General features: G+C 67.2%; 12 protein-coding genes. 11 read left to right on the top strand and 1 reads right to left on the bottom strand.

Features of this window, described 5'->3' with window-relative positions; genetic code table 11:
* The first annotated feature begins 25 nt into the window (after nt 1–25).
* The 8 genes from rplA to ACZ7DL_RS02880 all read left to right on the top strand — a co-directional run bounded on the left by rplA (nt 26) and on the right by ACZ7DL_RS02880 (nt 13,090).
* Nucleotides 26–751: a 50S ribosomal protein L1 gene (gene rplA / locus ACZ7DL_RS02915; protein ID WP_470770894.1), complete on the top strand. Its 726-nt coding sequence runs from the start codon at nt 26–28 to the stop codon at nt 749–751.
* A 166-nt stretch (nt 752–917) separates the two neighbouring features.
* A complete protein-coding gene (locus tag ACZ7DL_RS02910; protein WP_470770893.1) occupies nt 918–1,835 on the top strand; it encodes an SCO4651 family lipoprotein in 918 nt (305 codons plus the stop codon).
* Between the two features lie 119 nt (nt 1,836–1,954).
* On the top strand, nt 1,955–2,833 hold the full coding sequence (locus tag ACZ7DL_RS02905; RefSeq protein WP_470770891.1) for an SCO4651 family lipoprotein: 879 nt from the start codon (nt 1,955–1,957) through the stop codon (nt 2,831–2,833).
* Nucleotides 2,834–3,189: 356 nt separating this feature from the next.
* Complete coding sequence (gene rplJ / locus ACZ7DL_RS02900; protein ID WP_030641169.1) at nt 3,190–3,720, top strand: 50S ribosomal protein L10; 531 nt, start codon at nt 3,190–3,192, stop codon at nt 3,718–3,720.
* A 111-nt stretch (nt 3,721–3,831) separates the two neighbouring features.
* The gene (gene rplL, locus ACZ7DL_RS02895; RefSeq protein WP_470770889.1) at nt 3,832–4,221 is read left to right on the top strand and encodes a 50S ribosomal protein L7/L12; all 390 of its coding nucleotides are present in this window, start codon (nt 3,832–3,834) and stop codon (nt 4,219–4,221) included.
* Nucleotides 4,222–4,770: 549 nt separating this feature from the next.
* A complete protein-coding gene (gene rpoB / locus ACZ7DL_RS02890) occupies nt 4,771–8,256 on the top strand; it encodes a DNA-directed RNA polymerase subunit beta (RefSeq protein ID WP_470770888.1) in 3,486 nt (1,161 codons plus the stop codon).
* A gap of 97 nt (nt 8,257–8,353) precedes the next feature.
* Nucleotides 8,354–12,253 (top strand): DNA-directed RNA polymerase subunit beta', encoded by a 3,900-nt coding sequence (locus ACZ7DL_RS02885; RefSeq protein ID WP_470770886.1) that lies wholly within the window; start codon nt 8,354–8,356, stop codon nt 12,251–12,253.
* Nucleotides 12,254–12,424: 171 nt separating this feature from the next.
* Complete coding sequence (locus ACZ7DL_RS02880; protein WP_470770884.1) at nt 12,425–13,090, top strand: hypothetical protein; 666 nt, start codon at nt 12,425–12,427, stop codon at nt 13,088–13,090.
* Here the strand turns inward: ACZ7DL_RS02880 and ACZ7DL_RS02875 are convergent.
* On the bottom strand, nt 13,035–14,030 hold the full coding sequence (locus tag ACZ7DL_RS02875; RefSeq protein WP_470770883.1) for a hypothetical protein: 996 nt from the start codon (nt 14,028–14,030) through the stop codon (nt 13,035–13,037). The genes ACZ7DL_RS02880 and ACZ7DL_RS02875 overlap by 56 nt on opposite strands.
* A 392-nt stretch (nt 14,031–14,422) precedes the next feature.
* On the opposite strand from ACZ7DL_RS02875, the gene rpsL reads away from it, so the two are divergent.
* From rpsL to fusA, 3 genes are read left to right on the top strand one after another with little or no spacing between them, the layout of a single operon-like run.
* Nucleotides 14,423–14,794 carry a 30S ribosomal protein S12 gene (gene rpsL, locus ACZ7DL_RS02870; protein ID WP_003948652.1) on the top strand — a complete coding sequence of 124 codons (372 nt, stop codon included), beginning with the start codon at nt 14,423–14,425 and terminating at the stop codon, nt 14,792–14,794.
* A 2-nt stretch (nt 14,795–14,796) separates the two neighbouring features.
* Nucleotides 14,797–15,267 carry a 30S ribosomal protein S7 gene (rpsG, locus tag ACZ7DL_RS02865; RefSeq protein WP_003992340.1) on the top strand — a complete coding sequence of 157 codons (471 nt, stop codon included), beginning with the start codon at nt 14,797–14,799 and terminating at the stop codon, nt 15,265–15,267.
* Between the two features lie 39 nt (nt 15,268–15,306).
* Nucleotides 15,307–17,433, top strand: a complete 2,127-nt coding sequence (gene fusA, locus ACZ7DL_RS02860) for an elongation factor G (protein ID WP_470770882.1) — start codon at nt 15,307–15,309, stop codon at nt 17,431–17,433.
* Nucleotides 17,434–17,441: the final 8 nt, after the last annotated feature.

Below are 17,441 nucleotides of genomic sequence, written 5' to 3'. Positions count from 1 at the left end.
CTTTCAGAACACACAGGAGCAAGTTGTGAGCAAGCGCAGCAAGGCTCTCCGCGCTGCGGACGCCAAGGTCGACCGGGAGAAGCTGTACGCCCCGCTCGAGGCCGTCCGTCTCGCCAAGGAGACCTCCACGACCAAGTTCGACGCCACCGTCGAGGTCGCCTTCCGTCTGGGTGTCGACCCGCGCAAGGCCGACCAGATGGTCCGTGGCACCGTGAACCTTCCGCACGGCACCGGTAAGACCGCCCGGGTCCTGGTCTTCGCGACCGGTGACCGTGCCGAGGCCGCGCGTGCCGCGGGCGCCGACATCGTCGGTGCCGACGAGCTGATCGACGAGGTGGCGAAGGGCCGTCTGGACTTCGACGCCGTCGTCGCCACCCCGGACCTCATGGGCAAGGTCGGCCGCCTCGGCCGCGTCCTCGGCCCGCGTGGTCTGATGCCGAACCCGAAGACCGGCACCGTCACCCCGGACGTCGTGAAGGCTGTCAACGACATCAAGGGCGGCAAGATCGAGTTCCGCGTCGACAAGCACTCGAACCTGCACTTCATCATCGGCAAGGCGTCCTTCGACGACAGCAAGCTGGTGGAGAACTACGGCGCCGCGCTGGAGGAGATCCTCCGCCTGAAGCCGTCCGCCGCCAAGGGTCGCTACATCAAGAAGGCCGCCATCACCACCACGATGGGCCCCGGCATCCCGGTCGACCCGAACCGCACCCGTAACCTCCTCGTCGAGGAGGACCCGGCCGCCGTCTGAGCCTGAAGCTCAGCCCGGCAGCCGCGTCAGGTACGCGTGAACTGAAAGGGCGGGCCTGGAACCTTGAAGGTTCCGGGCCCGTCCTTTCTGTGTACGACCATTCGTACGACTGTCAGTGGCCTGGGTTACGGTGCAGGCACAGGACTCGCATTAGGGGTGGGACTAGATGAACAGCACGACCGTGCGCCGGACGACCCTTTCCATCGCCGTGGTCGCCGCGCTGGCCTCAGTGGCCGCCTGTGGCTCCTCCGACGGGGACAAGGACGGCGACAAGGCCGCAGGCAAGGTGACGCACGTCAGCCCCATAGCGGCCCTGCGCTCCGCCGAGAAGTCCACCGACAAGGCCGACTCGGCCAAGGTGCGCTCCACGACGTCCGTCGGCGACCTCATGTCGATGACCGCGAACGGCGCCCTCACCTGGGGCGACGGGCTCAAGGGCAACCTCACCATCACGTACACCGGCGGCCAGATGGCCGAGATGATGAAGAAGGCCGGCACCTCGTCGATGGAGGCCCGGTATCTGCCGGACGCCTACTACGCGCACATGAGCGACACCTACGCCCAGCAGGCGGGCGGCGGCAAGCACTGGATCAAGTACTCCTACGACGACCTCGCCAAGCTCGGCGGCGCGTCCGGCTCGTACATGAAGGACCAGATCCAGAACGCCACGCCGAACCAGTCCGTGAAGATGCTGCTGGCCTCCGGTGACGTCAAGAAGGTCGGCGAGGAGACGATCTCCGGTGCCCACACCACGCACTACTCGGGCACGGTGAACGTCGCCGACCTCGCCGACAAGACCAGCAACCTCAGCGCCGATCAGCTGGCGGCCCTGAAGAAGCAGCTCAGCCAGGCCGGCGTCACCACCGACACCGTCGACCTCTGGATCAACGACCAGGACCTGCTGGTCAAGAAGACCGAGAAGGCCGACACGGCCAACGGCACCATGACCAACACGACCGTCTACAGCGACTACGGCGTGAAGGTCACCGCCGAGGCGCCCCCGGCCGGCGACACCAAGGACTTCGCGGACCTGCTGAAGTCCGGCGGCATGACGGGCGGCACCGGCACCGGCACCACCTCCTGAAACCAGCCGCGTCCCGGGACCCCCTGGGATACGCTCGCGATCTTGCCGTGCCCGACCACGTACGGCCACGTGAGAGCCGAGCGTTCCTCGGGGGGAATTCCATGAGACGGTCCACAGGCATGCCCTTCGCTGCTCTGCTCGTCCTCGCCGGCGCGGCCGGCTGTACGACGGCCGCCGACGGCGAGAAGGCCCCGGAGCGGCCGGCAGCGGCGGCCGTCGCCCGCGCGGCCCTGAAGACCGAGGCCGCCGGCTCGCTGCGCTACCGCATCACCGGGCGGATGCCCGAGCAGGGGTGGATCCGTACCGAGGGCTGGGTGGGCACCGAGCCCTCGGTGAGCCGGGTGCGGACCACCACCCTCGGCGGCGCCCACCCGGGCACCCTGGAGCTGCGCATGGTCGGCGGGCACCTGTACACGAGCATGCCGGCGGACGAGGTCCGCGAGGCTCAGGGCAGGCACTGGCTGGACTTCGGGCCCACCGCGAAGTTCCGCTCGGGCGGCGGCCTGCGGGTCGACATGGGAGCCCTGCGCGACGAGGCCGGACGCAACCCGGCCCGGGAGGCAGCCTTCCTCGCCGGTGCGGAGGACCTCCGCAGGGCCGGCACCGAGACCGTCGGCACGACACGCAGCACGCACTACACCGGCACGGTCACCGTCGACGGCCTGCGCAGCCGGCTGAAGGACCAGGACGGCCCCGGCCGGGCGGGCCGGAAGCGGAGCCTGGACGCGTACGCCGAGCTCGGCCTGGACGAGCTGACCCTGGACGTGTGGCTGGACGGCCAGGACCACGTGCGGCGCCAGCGGGTACGCGGCTTCGCCCGCCACGGCGAGCTGGACCTCACCGTCACCTTCCGCGACTTCGGCCGCCCGGTGAGCGTCGGCGCCCCCGCCGCCGCCGACACGGTGGACGTCCGCAAGCCGTCGAAGCAGCCCCGGAGCGAGCGCGATGACGACTCCGACCGGGGGTTCACCGACGTACCGACGGGGGCCGGCGGCTGAGCGCCGTGCCGACGGCCCGGAGACCGTGAGCGGTGTGCCCGGGGCCGGTGGACGAGTGCCGTACCGACCGCAAACGGACCGATTTGCTCGAGTGCGGTCCGGTCCCGTACTCTCCTGGAGAAGCCAAAGACCGCTGGTCGTTGCCGCGCGCTTGTACGAGGGTGCGGTGGCCGAAGGATCCGCTGAAAAGTGGGCGACCCGCGCAGGTGACAGTGGAAGACTCCCGGAATGCGCGCGCCGAGCGTGTGTGCGGCCGGTCGAGTCCGCCCCGTGCGCCTGCGCCGGGGCGTTTCGTTTTCCCCAGTCCTCCTTCGGGTCCGCGCGGTCCGAATCACCCGGAAGGAGGCCGAGGCTCTATGGCGAGGCCCGACAAGGCTGCCGCGGTTGCGGAGCTGACGGACAAGTTCCGCAGCTCCAACGCCGCCGTGCTGACCGAGTACCGCGGTCTCACCGTGGCGCAGCTCAAGACGCTGCGCCGGTCGCTCGGTGAGAACGCCCAGTACGCCGTGGTGAAGAACACGCTGACCAAGATTGCGGCCAACGAGGCCGGGATCACGCTGGACGACCAGCTCTTCGCTGGTCCGACGGCCGTCGCCTTCGTCACCGGTGACCCGGTGGAGTCGGCGAAGGGTCTCCGTGACTTCGCCAAGGACAACCCGAATCTCGTCATCAAGGGCGGTGTCCTTGACGGCAAGGCGCTGTCCGCCGACGAGATCAAGAAGCTTGCGGACCTCGAGTCCCGCGAGGTTCTGCTCAGCAAGCTGGCCGGTGCCTTCAAGGCGAAGCAGTCCCAGGCTGCCTCCGTCTTCCAGGCGCTGCCGTCGAAGCTCGTCCGCACCGTGGACGCGCTGCGCGCCAAGCAGGCCGAGCAGGGCGGTGCCGAGTAATTCGGCTCGCTTTCTGACCCGCACCACCGGCGCGGGTCGCAGCGGGCCGACGTACGCCCGCCTTATCCAGTACATCCGGCACCTGCCGATTTGAGTGGAAGGACCGCCATCATGGCGAAGCTCACCCAGGACGAGCTGCTTGCCCAGTTCGAGGAGATGACCCTCATCGAGCTCTCCGAGTTCGTGAAGGCCTTCGAGGACAAGTTCGACGTCACCGCCGCCGCTGCTGCCCCGGTCGTCGTTGCCGGCGGTGCCGCTGGTGGCGCCGCTGCCGAGGCCGAGGAGGAGAAGGACGAGTTCGACGTCATCCTCACCGGCGCCGGCGACAAGAAGATCCAGGTCATCAAGGTCGTGCGTGAGCTGACCTCGCTGGGTCTGAAGGAGGCCAAGGACCTCGTCGACGGCACCCCGAAGCCGGTCCTCGAGAAGGTCAACAAGGAGGCCGCGGAGAAGGCCGCCGAGTCCCTCAAGGGCGCCGGCGCGTCCGTCGAGGTCAAGTAAGACCTTCGCGACCGCCGAAACGGCCTCCTAGGGCTGTAACGCGAACGCACCGAAGGGCGATCATCCATCCGGGTGGTCGCCCTTCGGCGTTCCCCGGAGTCCGGCCTGGGCTGCCTTGCACCTGTGTTCGCGAGGGGTAAGGTGATCTTCGTCGTGTCTTCGGATGCCCCGGTTCCGGCGAGGAGCCCTTGACGAACCGCACGCAGCGCGCAATTCTCAGGACGCGTCGTCACAAGGATCCGAATCCGAGGCATGGATCGACGACGAAGAGGGCAGTATCAACGTGCGTTGAGGGCAGGTATGCCGAGGGCGTTTACAAGGGCGTTGAGGACAACGAGGGTCTTCGAAAACCCGCACTGGACATCAGTGTGCCAAGTGGCTACACTGACCCTTTGCGCTGCCTGTTAGCTGTCCCCTGCCCGTCACCAGGGGTCTGCCCTCTCTTGAGCACAGTCGACCGAAGCCCCCCTGACCTGGGGTTTCCGTCTCTGTGTACGGGAAGGGACCGGTACGCGCGTAGTGAGTCCGAGCCCTCGGAAGGACCCCCTCTTGGCCGCCTCGCGCACTGCCTCGACCGCGAATACGAACAACGGCGCCAGCACCGCCCCGCTGCGCATCTCCTTTGCAAAGATCAAGGAGCCCCTCGAGGTTCCGAACCTGCTCGCGCTGCAGACCGAGAGCTTTGACTGGCTGCTCGGCAACACCGCTTGGCAGACTCGGGTCGAGGAGGCTCTGGAGAACGGTCAGGACGTCCCCACCAAGTCCGGTCTGGAGGAGATCTTCGAGGAGATCTCTCCGATCGAGGACTTCTCCGGGTCGATGTCGCTGACGTTCCGGGACCACCGCTTCGAGCCGCCGAAGAACTCGATCGACGAGTGCAAGGAGCGCGACTTCACGTACGCCGCCCCGCTCTTCGTCACCGCCGAGTTCACCAACAACGAGACCGGTGAGATCAAGTCCCAGACGGTCTTCATGGGCGACTTCCCGCTCATGACGAACAAGGGCACCTTCGTCATCAACGGCACCGAGCGTGTCGTGGTGTCTCAGCTGGTCCGTTCCCCCGGTGTCTACTTCGACTCCAGCATCGACAAGACGTCCGACAAGGACATCTTCTCCGCCAAGATCATCCCGTCCCGGGGTGCCTGGCTGGAGATGGAGATCGACAAGCGCGACATGGTCGGTGTCCGTATCGACCGCAAGCGCAAGCAGTCGGTCACCGTGCTGCTGAAGGCGCTCGGCTGGACGACCGAGCAGATCCTTGAGGAGTTCGGCGACTACGAGTCGATGCGCGCCACCCTGGAGAAGGACCACACCCAGGGCCAGGACGACGCGCTGCTCGACATCTACCGCAAGCTGCGCCCGGGCGAGCCCCCCACGCGTGAGGCCGCGCAGACGCTGCTCGAGAACCTCTACTTCAACCCCAAGCGCTACGACCTCGCCAAGGTCGGCCGCTACAAGGTCAACAAGAAGCTGGGTGCGGACGCTCCGCTCGACGCGGGCATCCTGACCGTCGAGGACATCATCTCGACGATCAAGTACCTGGTGAAGCTGCACGCCGGCGAGACCGAGACGGTCGGCGACAGCGGCGAGTCGATCGTCGTCGAGACCGACGACATCGACCACTTCGGCAACCGTCGTCTGCGCAGCGTGGGCGAGCTCATCCAGAACCAGGTCCGTACGGGTCTGGCGCGTATGGAGCGCGTCGTCCGCGAGCGCATGACGACTCAGGACGTCGAGGCGATCACGCCGCAGACCCTGATCAACATCCGGCCGGTCGTCGCCTCCATCAAGGAGTTCTTCGGCACCAGCCAGCTGTCGCAGTTCATGGACCAGAACAACCCGCTGTCTGGTCTCACGCACAAGCGTCGTCTCTCGGCGCTCGGCCCCGGCGGTCTGTCCCGTGAGCGGGCCGGCTTCGAGGTCCGTGACGTGCACCCGTCGCACTACGGCCGTATGTGCCCGATCGAGACGCCGGAAGGACCGAACATCGGTCTGATCGGCTCGCTCGCCTCCTACGGCCGGGTCAACGCGTTCGGCTTCGTCGAGACCCCGTACCGCAAGGTCATCGACGGCCAGGTCACCGACGAGGTGGACTACCTGACCGCCGACGAGGAGGACCGCTTCGTCATCGCGCAGGCCAACGCGCCGCTGACGAACGACCTCCGTTTCGAGGAGAGCCGCGTGCTCGTCCGCCGCCGTGGCGGCGAGGTCGACTACGTCGGCCCCGAGGACGTGGACTACATGGACGTCTCGCCGCGCCAGATGGTGTCGGTCGCGACCGCCATGATCCCGTTCCTCGAGCACGACGACGCCAACCGTGCCCTCATGGGCGCGAACATGATGCGCCAGGCCGTTCCGCTGATTAAGTCGGAGGCCCCGCTCGTCGGTACCGGCATGGAGTACCGCTCCGCCGTCGACGCCGGCGACGTCGTCAAGGCCGAGAAGGCCGGTGTGGTCCAGGAGGTCTCCGCGGACTACATCACCACGGCCAACGACGACGGCACGTACATCACGTACCGCCTGGCCAAGTTCGCCCGCTCCAACCAGGGCACCTCGGTCAACCAGAAGGTCATCGTCAACGAGGGCGACCGGATCATCGAGGGCCAGGTCCTCGCCGACGGTCCGGCCACCCAGAACGGCGAGATGGCGCTCGGCAAGAACCTGCTCGTGGCGTTCATGCCGTGGGAGGGTCACAACTACGAGGACGCGATCATCCTGTCGCAGCGCCTCGTGCAGGACGACGTCCTCTCCTCGATCCACATCGAGGAGCACGAGGTCGACGCCCGTGACACCAAGCTCGGCCCCGAGGAGATCACCCGGGACATCCCGAACGTCTCCGAGGAGGTCCTCGCCGATCTCGACGAGCGCGGCATCATCCGCATCGGTGCCGAGGTCATCGCCGGTGACATCCTCGTCGGCAAGGTCACCCCGAAGGGTGAGACCGAGCTGACCCCCGAGGAGCGTCTGCTCCGCGCGATCTTCGGTGAGAAGGCCCGTGAGGTCCGTGACACCTCGCTGAAGGTGCCGCACGGCGAGACCGGCAAGGTCATCGGCGTGCGCGTCTTCGACCGCGAGGAGGGCGACGAGCTGCCGCCGGGCGTGAACCAGCTGGTCCGCGTCTACGTCGCGCAGAAGCGCAAGATCACCGACGGTGACAAGCTCGCCGGCCGTCACGGCAACAAGGGTGTCATCTCCAAGATCCTGCCGATCGAGGACATGCCGTTCCTGGAGGACGGCACCCCGGTCGACATCATCCTCAACCCGCTGGGTGTGCCGTCCCGAATGAACCCGGGACAGGTGCTGGAGATCCACCTCGGCTGGCTCGCCAGCCGCGGCTGGGACGTCTCCGGCCTCGCGGAGGAGTGGGCCCAGCGCCTGCAGGTCATCGGCGCCGACAAGGTCGAGCCCGGCACCAACGTCGCCACCCCGGTCTTCGACGGTGCGCGTGAGGACGAGCTCGCGGGTCTGCTCCAGCACACCATCCCGAACCGCGACGGCGAGCGCATGGTGCTCCCGACCGGTAAGGCGCGGCTGTTCGACGGCCGTAGCGGTGAGCCGTTCCCGGACCCGATCTCGGTCGGCTACATGTACATCCTGAAGCTGCACCACCTGGTCGACGACAAGCTGCACGCCCGTTCGACCGGCCCGTACTCGATGATCACCCAGCAGCCGCTGGGTGGTAAGGCCCAGTTCGGTGGCCAGCGGTTCGGTGAGATGGAGGTGTGGGCCCTCGAGGCCTACGGCGCCGCGTACGCCCTCCAGGAGCTGCTGACCATCAAGTCCGACGACGTCACCGGCCGCGTGAAGGTCTACGAGGCCATCGTCAAGGGCGAGAACATCCCTGAGCCCGGCATTCCCGAGTCCTTCAAGGTGCTCATCAAGGAAATGCAGTCCCTGTGCCTCAACGTGGAGGTGCTGTCCTCGGACGGCATGTCCATCGAGATGCGCGACACCGACGAGGACGTCTTCCGCGCTGCGGAGGAGCTCGGTATCGACCTGTCCCGGCGCGAGCCGAGCAGCGTCGAAGAGGTCTGACGGGAGTCCGGCGGGGCCCTCACCCACAGGGCCCCGCCGACCCCCAGGCCCCCGTTTCAGACCACAGACTTTCGACCCTGAGAGGGATTGACGCATAGTGCTCGACGTCAACTTCTTCGACGAGCTCCGGATCGGCCTGGCCACCGCTGACGACATCCGTCAGTGGAGCCACGGCGAGGTCAAGAAGCCCGAGACCATCAACTACCGCACCCTGAAGCCCGAAAAGGACGGACTCTTCTGCGAGAAGATCTTCGGTCCGACCCGGGACTGGGAGTGCTACTGCGGCAAGTACAAGCGCGTCCGCTTCAAGGGCATCATCTGCGAGCGCTGTGGCGTCGAGGTCACGCGCGCCAAGGTGCGCCGTGAGCGGATGGGCCACATCGAGCTGGCCGCTCCCGTCACGCACATCTGGTACTTCAAGGGTGTCCCGTCGCGCCTCGGCTACCTGCTGGACCTGGCGCCCAAGGACCTCGAGAAGGTCATCTACTTCGCGGCGTACATGATCACGTACGTCGACGAGGAGCGTCGTACCCGCGACCTGCCCTCCCTGGAGGCGCACGTCTCGGTCGAGCGGCAGCAGATCGAGAACCGCCGCGACGCCGACCTCGAGGCCCGCGCCAAGAAGCTCGAGACCGACCTGGCCGAGCTGGAGGCCGAGGGTGCCAAGGCCGACGTGCGCCGCAAGGTGCGCGAGGGTGCCGAGCGCGAGATGAAGCAGCTGCGTGACCGCGCGCAGCGCGAGATCGACCGCCTCGACGAGGTGTGGAACCGGTTCAAGAACCTCAAGGTCCAGGACCTCGAGGGCGACGAGCTGCTCTACCGCGAGCTGCGTGACCGCTTCGGCACGTACTTCGACGGCTCGATGGGTGCCGCGGCGCTGCAGAAGCGCCTGGAGTCCTTCGACCTGGAGGAGGAGGCCGAGCGCCTCCGCGAGATCATCCGTACCGGCAAGGGCCAGAAGAAGACCCGTGCGCTCAAGCGCCTCAAGGTCGTCTCCGCGTTCCTGCAGACCAGCAACAGCCCCAAGGGCATGGTGCTCGACTGCGTGCCGGTCATCCCGCCGGACCTGCGTCCGATGGTGCAGCTGGACGGTGGCCGTTTCGCGACCTCCGACCTGAACGACCTGTACCGCCGTGTCATCAACCGCAACAACCGCCTGAAGCGCCTTCTCGACCTCGGTGCCCCCGAGATCATCGTGAACAACGAGAAGCGCATGCTCCAGGAGGCCGTCGACGCGCTCTTCGACAACGGCCGTCGTGGTCGCCCGGTCACGGGCCCCGGCAACCGTCCGCTGAAGTCGCTGTCGGACATGCTGAAGGGTAAGCAGGGTCGATTCCGTCAGAACCTGCTCGGTAAGCGTGTCGACTACTCGGCGCGTTCCGTCATCGTCGTCGGCCCGCAGCTGAAGCTGCACCAGTGTGGTCTGCCCAAGGCCATGGCGCTGGAGCTGTTCAAGCCGTTCGTGATGAAGCGCCTGGTCGACCTGAACCACGCGCAGAACATCAAGAGCGCCAAGCGCATGGTGGAGCGCGGCCGTACGGTCGTGTACGACGTCCTCGAAGAGGTCATCGCCGAGCACCCGGTTCTGCTGAACCGTGCTCCCACCCTGCACCGCCTCGGCATCCAGGCCTTCGAGCCGCAGCTGGTCGAGGGCAAGGCCATCCAGATCCACCCGCTCGTCTGCACCGCGTTCAACGCGGACTTCGACGGTGACCAGATGGCCGTGCACCTGCCGCTGTCCGCGGAGGCGCAGGCCGAGGCCCGCATCCTGATGCTGTCCTCGAACAACATCCTCAAGCCCGCCGACGGCCGTCCGGTGACGATGCCGACCCAGGACATGGTCCTCGGTCTGTTCTTCCTCACCACCGACGGCGAGCTGCGTGACACCAAGGGCGAGGGCCGCGCGTTCGGCTCCACGGCCGAGGCGATCATGGCGTTCGACGCCGGCGAGCTGGCGCTGCAGTCGCAGATCGACATCCGCTTCCCGGTGGGCACCATCCCGCCGCGCGGCTGGACCCCGCCGGCCCGCGAGGAGGGCGAGCCCGAGTGGCAGCAGGGTGACTCGTTCCGCCTGCGCACCACCCTGGGCCGCGCGCTCTTCAACGAGCTGCTGCCCGAGGACTACCCGTTCGTCGACTACTCGGTGGGCAAGAAGCAGCTCTCCGAGATCGTCAACGACCTGGCCGAGCGCTACCCCAAGGTCATCGTGGCGGCGACGCTCGACAACCTGAAGGCGGCCGGCTTCTACTGGGCGACCCGTTCCGGTGTCACCGTGGCCATCTCCGACGTCGTCGTTCCCGAGGCGAAGAAGGAGATCGTCCGCGGCTACGAGGCCCAGGACGAGAAGGTCCAGAAGCAGTACGAGCGCGGTCTGATCACCAAGGAAGAGCGCACGCAGGAGCTCATCGCGATCTGGACCAAGGCGACCAACGAGGTCGCCGAGGCGATGAACGAGAACTTCCCCAAGACCAACCCCATCTTCATGATGGTTGACTCGGGTGCCCGAGGAAACATGATGCAGATGCGGCAGATCGCCGGTATGCGTGGTCTGGTGTCGAACGCGAAGAACGAGACCATCCCGCGTCCGATCAAGGCCTCGTTCCGTGAGGGTCTGTCCGTGCTGGAGTACTTCATCTCCACGCACGGTGCCCGTAAGGGTCTGGCGGACACCGCCCTGCGTACCGCCGACTCGGGTTACCTCACCCGTCGTCTGGTCGACGTCTCCCAGGACGTCATCATCCGCGAGGAGGACTGCGGCACCGAGCGTGGCCTCAAGCTCCACATCGCGGAGGTCGGCGCGGACGGCGTGCTGCGCAAGGCGGACAACGTCGAGACGTCCGTGTACGCGCGCTGCCTCGCCGAGGACATCGTGGTCGACGGCAAGGTGCTGGCCCCGGCCGGTACCGACCTGGGCGACGTGCTCATCGACGAGCTGGTCAAGAACGGCGTCTCCGAGGTCAAGACCCGCTCGGTCCTGACCTGCGAGTCCGCCGTCGGCACCTGCGCGATGTGCTACGGCCGTTCGCTCGCCACCGGCAAGCTGGTCGACATCGGTGAGGCGGTCGGCATCATCGCCGCCCAGTCCATCGGTGAGCCCGGTACCCAGCTGACGATGCGTACCTTCCACACCGGTGGTGTGGCCGGTGACGACATCACCCAGGGTCTGCCGCGTGTCGTCGAGCTCTTCGAGGCCCGTACCCCGAAGGGTGTCGCCCCGATCTCCGAGGCGAGCGGCCGCGTCCGCATCGAGGAGACCGAGAAGACCAAGAAGATCGTCGTCACTCCGGACGACGGCAGCGACGAGACGGCGTACCCGATCTCGAAGCGTGCCAAGGTCCTGGTCCGCGAGGGCGACCACGTCGAGGTGGGCCAGCAGCTCACCGTGGGTGCCACCAACCCGCACGACGTGCTGCGCATCCTGGGCCAGCGTGCCGTCCAGGTCCACCTGGTCGGCGAGGTCCAGAAGGTCTACAACTCGCAGGGTGTGTCGATCCACGACAAGCACATCGAGATCATCATCCGGCAGATGCTCCGCCGTGTGACGATCATCGAGTCCGGCGACGCCGAGCTGCTGCCCGGCGAGCTGGTCGAGCGCTCCCGCTTCGAGCAGGAGAACCGTCGTGTGGTCCAGGAGGGCGGTCACCCGGCCTCCGGTCGTCCGCAGCTGATGGGTATCACCAAGGCCTCGCTGGCGACGGAATCCTGGCTGTCGGCCGCCTCCTTCCAGGAGACGACCCGAGTCCTGACGGATGCGGCGATCAACGCCAAGTCCGACAGCCTCATCGGCCTCAAGGAGAACGTCATCATCGGTAAGCTCATCCCGGCCGGTACGGGTCTGTCCCGCTACCGCAACATCCGGGTCGAGCCGACCGAGGAGGCCAAGGCCGCGATGTACTCGGCCGTCGGCTACGACGACATCGACTACTCGCCGTTCGGCACGGGCTCCGGCCAGGCCGTTCCGCTGGAGGACTACGACTACGGTCCGTACAACCAGTAAGGCGTACGTCCACTGAAGGGCGGTCACCCTCCGGGGTGGCCGCCCTTCGGCGTTGTTCGGGTCTGGCGTTCGAGTGATCGCTTCGTGTCCGCACCGACCGTCCCCACTTCCCGACGCCCGGTGTGCGACGTTGTGGCCGAACCCGGCCGTGCGTGAGCGGAGGCGGACGCCATGACGTCAGCGATTGCCCGGCGTCTCGCGGTGGCGGCGGCGCTGGCCGCACTGATGACGACGGCGGCCTGCGGGGGCGGCGGATCCGACGGCCCGACGCCTCCCTCGCCCACCGAGACCGCGTCCACCGAGTCGGACGAGGAAACCGGGACGCCGACCACGGACGACACCGGGACGCCGACCACGGACGACACCGGGACGGCCTCGGACGACGGCGAGACGGACGCCGACGTCTTCCTGGACGCCGACTCCGAGAACTCCTCCGCGCGGGAGATCGAGGTGCCTGAGACGGAGGTGGGCAAGCCGGTCCAGGGGGAGGCGGAGATCGCGGCGTCGGGCGAGCGGCCGCCTTCGCCCCTCCAGGACGTCAAGGGCGAGATCAACGGCGAGGACCTCGAGATCACCCAGAGCTGTGAGGGCGAGGTGCCGCCGGAGGGCTGCACGGTGAGCTTCCTGTACACGCCGACGGAACCGGGACCGTACTCCGGGGAGTTGACCTTCACGATGGCCGACGGCTCGACCGTCACCGCTCCCATCCACGGCGAAGCGGTCGGGGCCGAGACCTCGGACACGGGCTCGGAGACCCCGGAGCCCACGATCTCCGACTCCGTCACCCCCGAGCCGACGACCCCGTCCGAGGACGAGACGCCGGCGCCGCAGACGTGACGCCGGGCGATCCCTCGGGGGCGCGGGTCTCCAGCCAGGCGGTGCCGTTGTCCGGCAGCACCACCACGGCGCTGCGGTAGCCCGCGGTGTGGGAGATCAGGTAGAAGCGGGTCGGTGCCTTCGCGAGGAGGCGGAAGCCCTGGTACTGGTACCGGTACGGCCCGCTGCCGCTGCCGTAGTCGCGGAACTTGATGTCCCGCGCGTGGTGGGTGAGGCGCACCCTGGAGTGCACCACCACCCGCGGCAGGCCCTCGTACCCCCTCTCGGCGGCCCGCTTGGCATCGCTGTGACCGACGACCGCCGCGTACTCCGCCATGTCGAAGAACAGGCTCACTGTCAGCAGGCCGATGAGCAGCGCGCCGATGGCCAGCCACACCCGGTCGCCGTCGGGCGCCGGCTGCGGGCCCGGCAGGCCGGTGTTCCGGCTCAGCCGCAGATGGACGGCGCAGATGGCCAGCGTGGACCCCACGGCCACGATCAGGGCCGGCATGAACACACTCGGCCAGCCCGCCGGCAAAGGGATCGCGACGTCCGAGAACAGGGCCGGGAGGCCCACGAACACCATGGCCAGGCCGACGGCGAGCAGCACGATGGTCGCCGTACGGCGGCGGGCGGCGTGCTCCGGCCCGGCCAGGGTCCGTCCCACCAGGCCGAACAGCAGGAACACGAGCAGCCCGCCGGCCAGTAGCAGACACAGGGGGAGGAAGATCGCGCTCGTGCTGGTGGCCATGACGTTCTGGACGGACATCCCGAGGTCCTCGGGCACCACGCCGAGGGTGGAGTAGTACTCCCTGACGTAGAGGCTGCCGAAGTAGTACAGCAGGCCGAGGGTGATCGTCCCCGGGGCCGCGATGTACGCCAGCTTCTCCACGAACGCCGACATGGGGGAGCGCGGCGGAGGGGGCTGCTGGCCGGCCGACGGCTCCTGCGGCGGGGACATGGCCCTCAGTGTGTTCGGGTGCCGCCGGGCGCGCACCCGGAGCCCTCCGCTCGGCCGACCCTGCGGCGCGCCGGCCGTTCTGAGATGCGCCGATTCGCCGCTTCGAAGATCGCGTAGGTTACTCCGTCTTGACAGCCCCCGCAGCCCAGGGCCCCCGGACCCCATTTGTTTTGACCGCAGCGAATGAGGTAGGTACGCTCAGACCTTGTGCCTGGGGTGTGCCCTGGCCCTCGTGCGTGCCTACAAACCGCATTCGGGCCGAGCGCGGCCACCGTAATTCGCGCCCTTTTCGCCTTGCGGCGGGAGTCTGGCGGATTCGACACACCCGACCGCGTGGGTCGGCGACGTTCCGGGTTAGCTTCACCATTCGGCACACAGAAACCGGAGAAGTAGTGCCTACGATCCAGCAGCTGGTCCGTAAGGGCCGGCAGGACAAGGTCGAGAAGAACAAGACGCCCGCACTCGAGGGTTCGCCCCAGCGTCGCGGCGTCTGCACGCGTGTGTTCACGACCACCCCGAAGAAGCCGAACTCGGCCCTGCGTAAGGTCGCGCGTGTGCGTCTGACCAGCGGGATCGAGGTCACCGCTTACATTCCGGGTGAGGGACACAACCTGCAGGAGCACTCCATCGTGCTCGTGCGCGGCGGCCGTGTGAAGGACCTGCCGGGTGTTCGCTACAAGATCATCCGTGGTTCGCTCGACACCCAGGGTGTCAAGAACCGCAAGCAGGCCCGCAGCCGCTACGGCGCCAAGAAGGAGAAGTAAGAATGCCTCGTAAGGGCCCCGCCCCGAAGCGCCCGGTCATCATCGACCCGGTCTACGGTTCTCCTCTGGTGACCTCCCTGATCAACAAGGTGCTGCTGAACGGCAAGCGCTCCACCGCCGAGCGCATCGTTTACGGCGCCATGGAGGGTCTGCGTGAGAAGACGGGCAACGACCCGATCATCACGCTGAAGCGCGCGCTGGAGAACATCAAGCCGACCCTCGAGGTCAAGTCCCGCCGTGTCGGTGGTGCGACGTACCAGGTTCCGATCGAGGTCAAGCCCGGTCGTGCCAACACGCTCGCGCTGCGCTGGCTGGTCGGTTACTCCCGCGCCCGTCGCGAGAAGACCATGACCGAGCGTCTGCTCAACGAGCTTCTCGACGCCTCCAACGGCCTTGGTGCCGCTGTGAAGAAGCGCGAGGACACCCACAAGATGGCCGAGTCCAACAAGGCCTTCGCGCACTACCGCTGGTAGTCGCTACCCACATCGAGACCGAGAGAAGACTGAAGCCTTATGGCTACCACTTCACTTGACCTGGCCAAGGTGCGCAACATCGGCATCATGGCCCACATCGACGCGGGCAAGACGACCACCACCGAGCGGATCCTGTTCTACACCGGTGTGTCTTACAAGATCGGTGAGGTCCACGACGGCGCTGCCACCATGGACTGGATGGAGCAGGAGCAGGAGCGTGGCATCACGATCACCTCTGCTGCCACCACCTGTCACTGGCCGCTGGAGAACGTCGACCACACCATCAACATCATCGACACCCCGGGTCACGTCGACTTCACCGTCGAGGTGGAGCGCTCCCTGCGCGTGCTCGACGGTGCCGTGACGGTGTTCGACGGCGTCGCCGGTGTTGAGCCCCAGTCCGAGACGGTGTGGCGTCAGGCGGACCGCTACGGCGTTCCGCGTATCTGCTTCGTCAACAAGCTCGACCGGACCGGTGCCGAGTTCCACCGCTGCGTCGACATGATCAGCGACCGCCTGGGTGCGCAGCCGATCGTCATGCAGCTCCCGATCGGTGCCGAGGCCGACTTCAAGGGCGTCGTGGACCTGGTCCGCATGAAGGCGCTCGTGTGGTCCGCCGAGGCCACCAAGGGTGAGATGTACGACGTCGTCGACATCCCGGACACCCACACCGAGGCTGCCGAGGAATGGCGCGGCAAGCTGCTCGAGGCCGTGGCCGAGAACGACGAAGAGATCATGGAGCTGTACCTGGAGGGCCAGGAGCCTTCCGAGGAGCAGCTGTACGCCGCGGTCCGTCGTATCACCATCGCCTCCGGCAAGGGCACCGGCACCACCGTGACCCCGGTGTTCTGCGGTACCGCGTTCAAGAACAAGGGCGTCCAGCCCCTGCTCGACGCGGTCGTGCGCTACCTGCCCTCCCCCGTTGACATCGAGGCCATCGAGGGCCACGCGGTCAACGACCCGGAGGAGGTCGTCCGCCGCAAGCCGTCCGACGAGGAGCCGCTGTCGGCGCTGGCGTTCAAGATCATGAGCGACCCGCACCTCGGCAAGCTCACCTTCGTCCGGGTCTACTCGGGCCGCCTGGAGTCCGGCACCTCGGTGCTGAACTCCGTCAAGGGCAAGAAGGAGCGCATCGGCAAGATCTACCGCATGCACGCCAACAAGCGTGAGGAGATCGAGTCGGTGGGCGCCGGTGACATCGTCGCCGTCATGGGCCTGAAGCAGACCACCACCGGTGAGACGCTGTCCGACGACAAGAACCCGGTCATCCTGGAGTCCATGGACTTCCCGGCGCCGGTCATCCAGGTCGCCATCGAGCCCAAGTCGAAGGGCGACCAGGAGAAGCTGGGCGTCGCGATCCAGCGCCTCGCCGAGGAGGACCCGTCCTTCCAGGTCCACTCGGACGAGGAGACGGGCCAGACCATCATCGGTGGTATGGGCGAGCTGCACCTCGAGGTGCTGGTCGACCGTATGCGCCGTGAGTTCAAGGTCGAGGCCAACGTCGGCAAGCCGCAGGTCGCGTACCGTGAGACGATCCGCAAGGCCGTCGAGCGCGTCGACTACACCCACAAGAAGCAGACCGGTGGTACCGGTCAGTTCGCGAAGGTGCAGATCGGCATCGAGCCGCTCGAGGGTGGCGACACCTCGTACGAGTTCGTGAACAAGGTGACCGGTGGTCGTATCCCGAAGGAGTACATCCCTTCGGTCGACGCCGGTGCGCAGGAGGCCATGCAGTTCGGCATCCTGGCCGGCTACGAGATGACCGGTGTCCGTGTCATCCTCCACGACGGTGCCTACCACGAGGTCGACTCCTCCGAGCTCGCCTTCAAGATCGCCGGTTCGCAGGCCTTCAAGGAGGCCGCGCGCAAGGCCAGCCCTGTGCTGCTCGAGCCGATGATGGCCGTCGAGGTCACCACGCCCGAGGACTACATGGGTGAAGTCATCGGCGACATCAACTCCCGCCGTGGCCAGATCCAGGCCATGGAGGAGCGGGCTGGTGCCCGCGTCGTGAAGGGCCTCGTGCCCCTGTCGGAGATGTTCGGCTACGTCGGCGACCTCCGCAGCAAGACGTCGGGTCGCGCAAGCTACTCGATGCAGTTCGACTCCTACGCCGAGGTTCCGCGGAACGTCGCCGAGGAGATCATCGCGAAGGCCAAGGGCGAGTAACGCACCGC

It is taken from the genome of Streptomyces sp. NPDC036984, assembly GCF_055607665.1.
Note: the sequence above shows the minus strand (reverse complement) of the source record. Positions and strands in the feature narration are given on the sequence as shown.

Excerpts from the sequence above, each read along its gene's own strand:
- ACZ7DL_RS02910 (WP_470770893.1), top strand. The coding sequence starts at position 918 with ATGAACAGCACGACCGTGCGCCGGACGACCCTTTCCATCGCCGTGGTC.
- ACZ7DL_RS02905 (WP_470770891.1), top strand. The coding sequence starts at position 1,955 with ATGCCCTTCGCTGCTCTGCTCGTCCTCGCCGGCGCGGCCGGCTGTACG.
- rplJ (WP_030641169.1), top strand. The coding sequence starts at position 3,190 with ATGGCGAGGCCCGACAAGGCTGCCGCGGTTGCGGAGCTGACGGACAAG.
- rplL (WP_470770889.1), top strand. The coding sequence starts at position 3,832 with ATGGCGAAGCTCACCCAGGACGAGCTGCTTGCCCAGTTCGAGGAGATG.
- ACZ7DL_RS02880 (WP_470770884.1), top strand. The coding sequence starts at position 12,425 with ATGACGTCAGCGATTGCCCGGCGTCTCGCGGTGGCGGCGGCGCTGGCC.
- ACZ7DL_RS02875 (WP_470770883.1), bottom strand. The coding sequence starts at position 14,030 with ATGTCCCCGCCGCAGGAGCCGTCGGCCGGCCAGCAGCCCCCTCCGCCG.
- rpsG (WP_003992340.1), top strand. The coding sequence starts at position 14,797 with ATGCCTCGTAAGGGCCCCGCCCCGAAGCGCCCGGTCATCATCGACCCG.
- fusA (WP_470770882.1), top strand. The coding sequence starts at position 15,307 with ATGGCTACCACTTCACTTGACCTGGCCAAGGTGCGCAACATCGGCATC.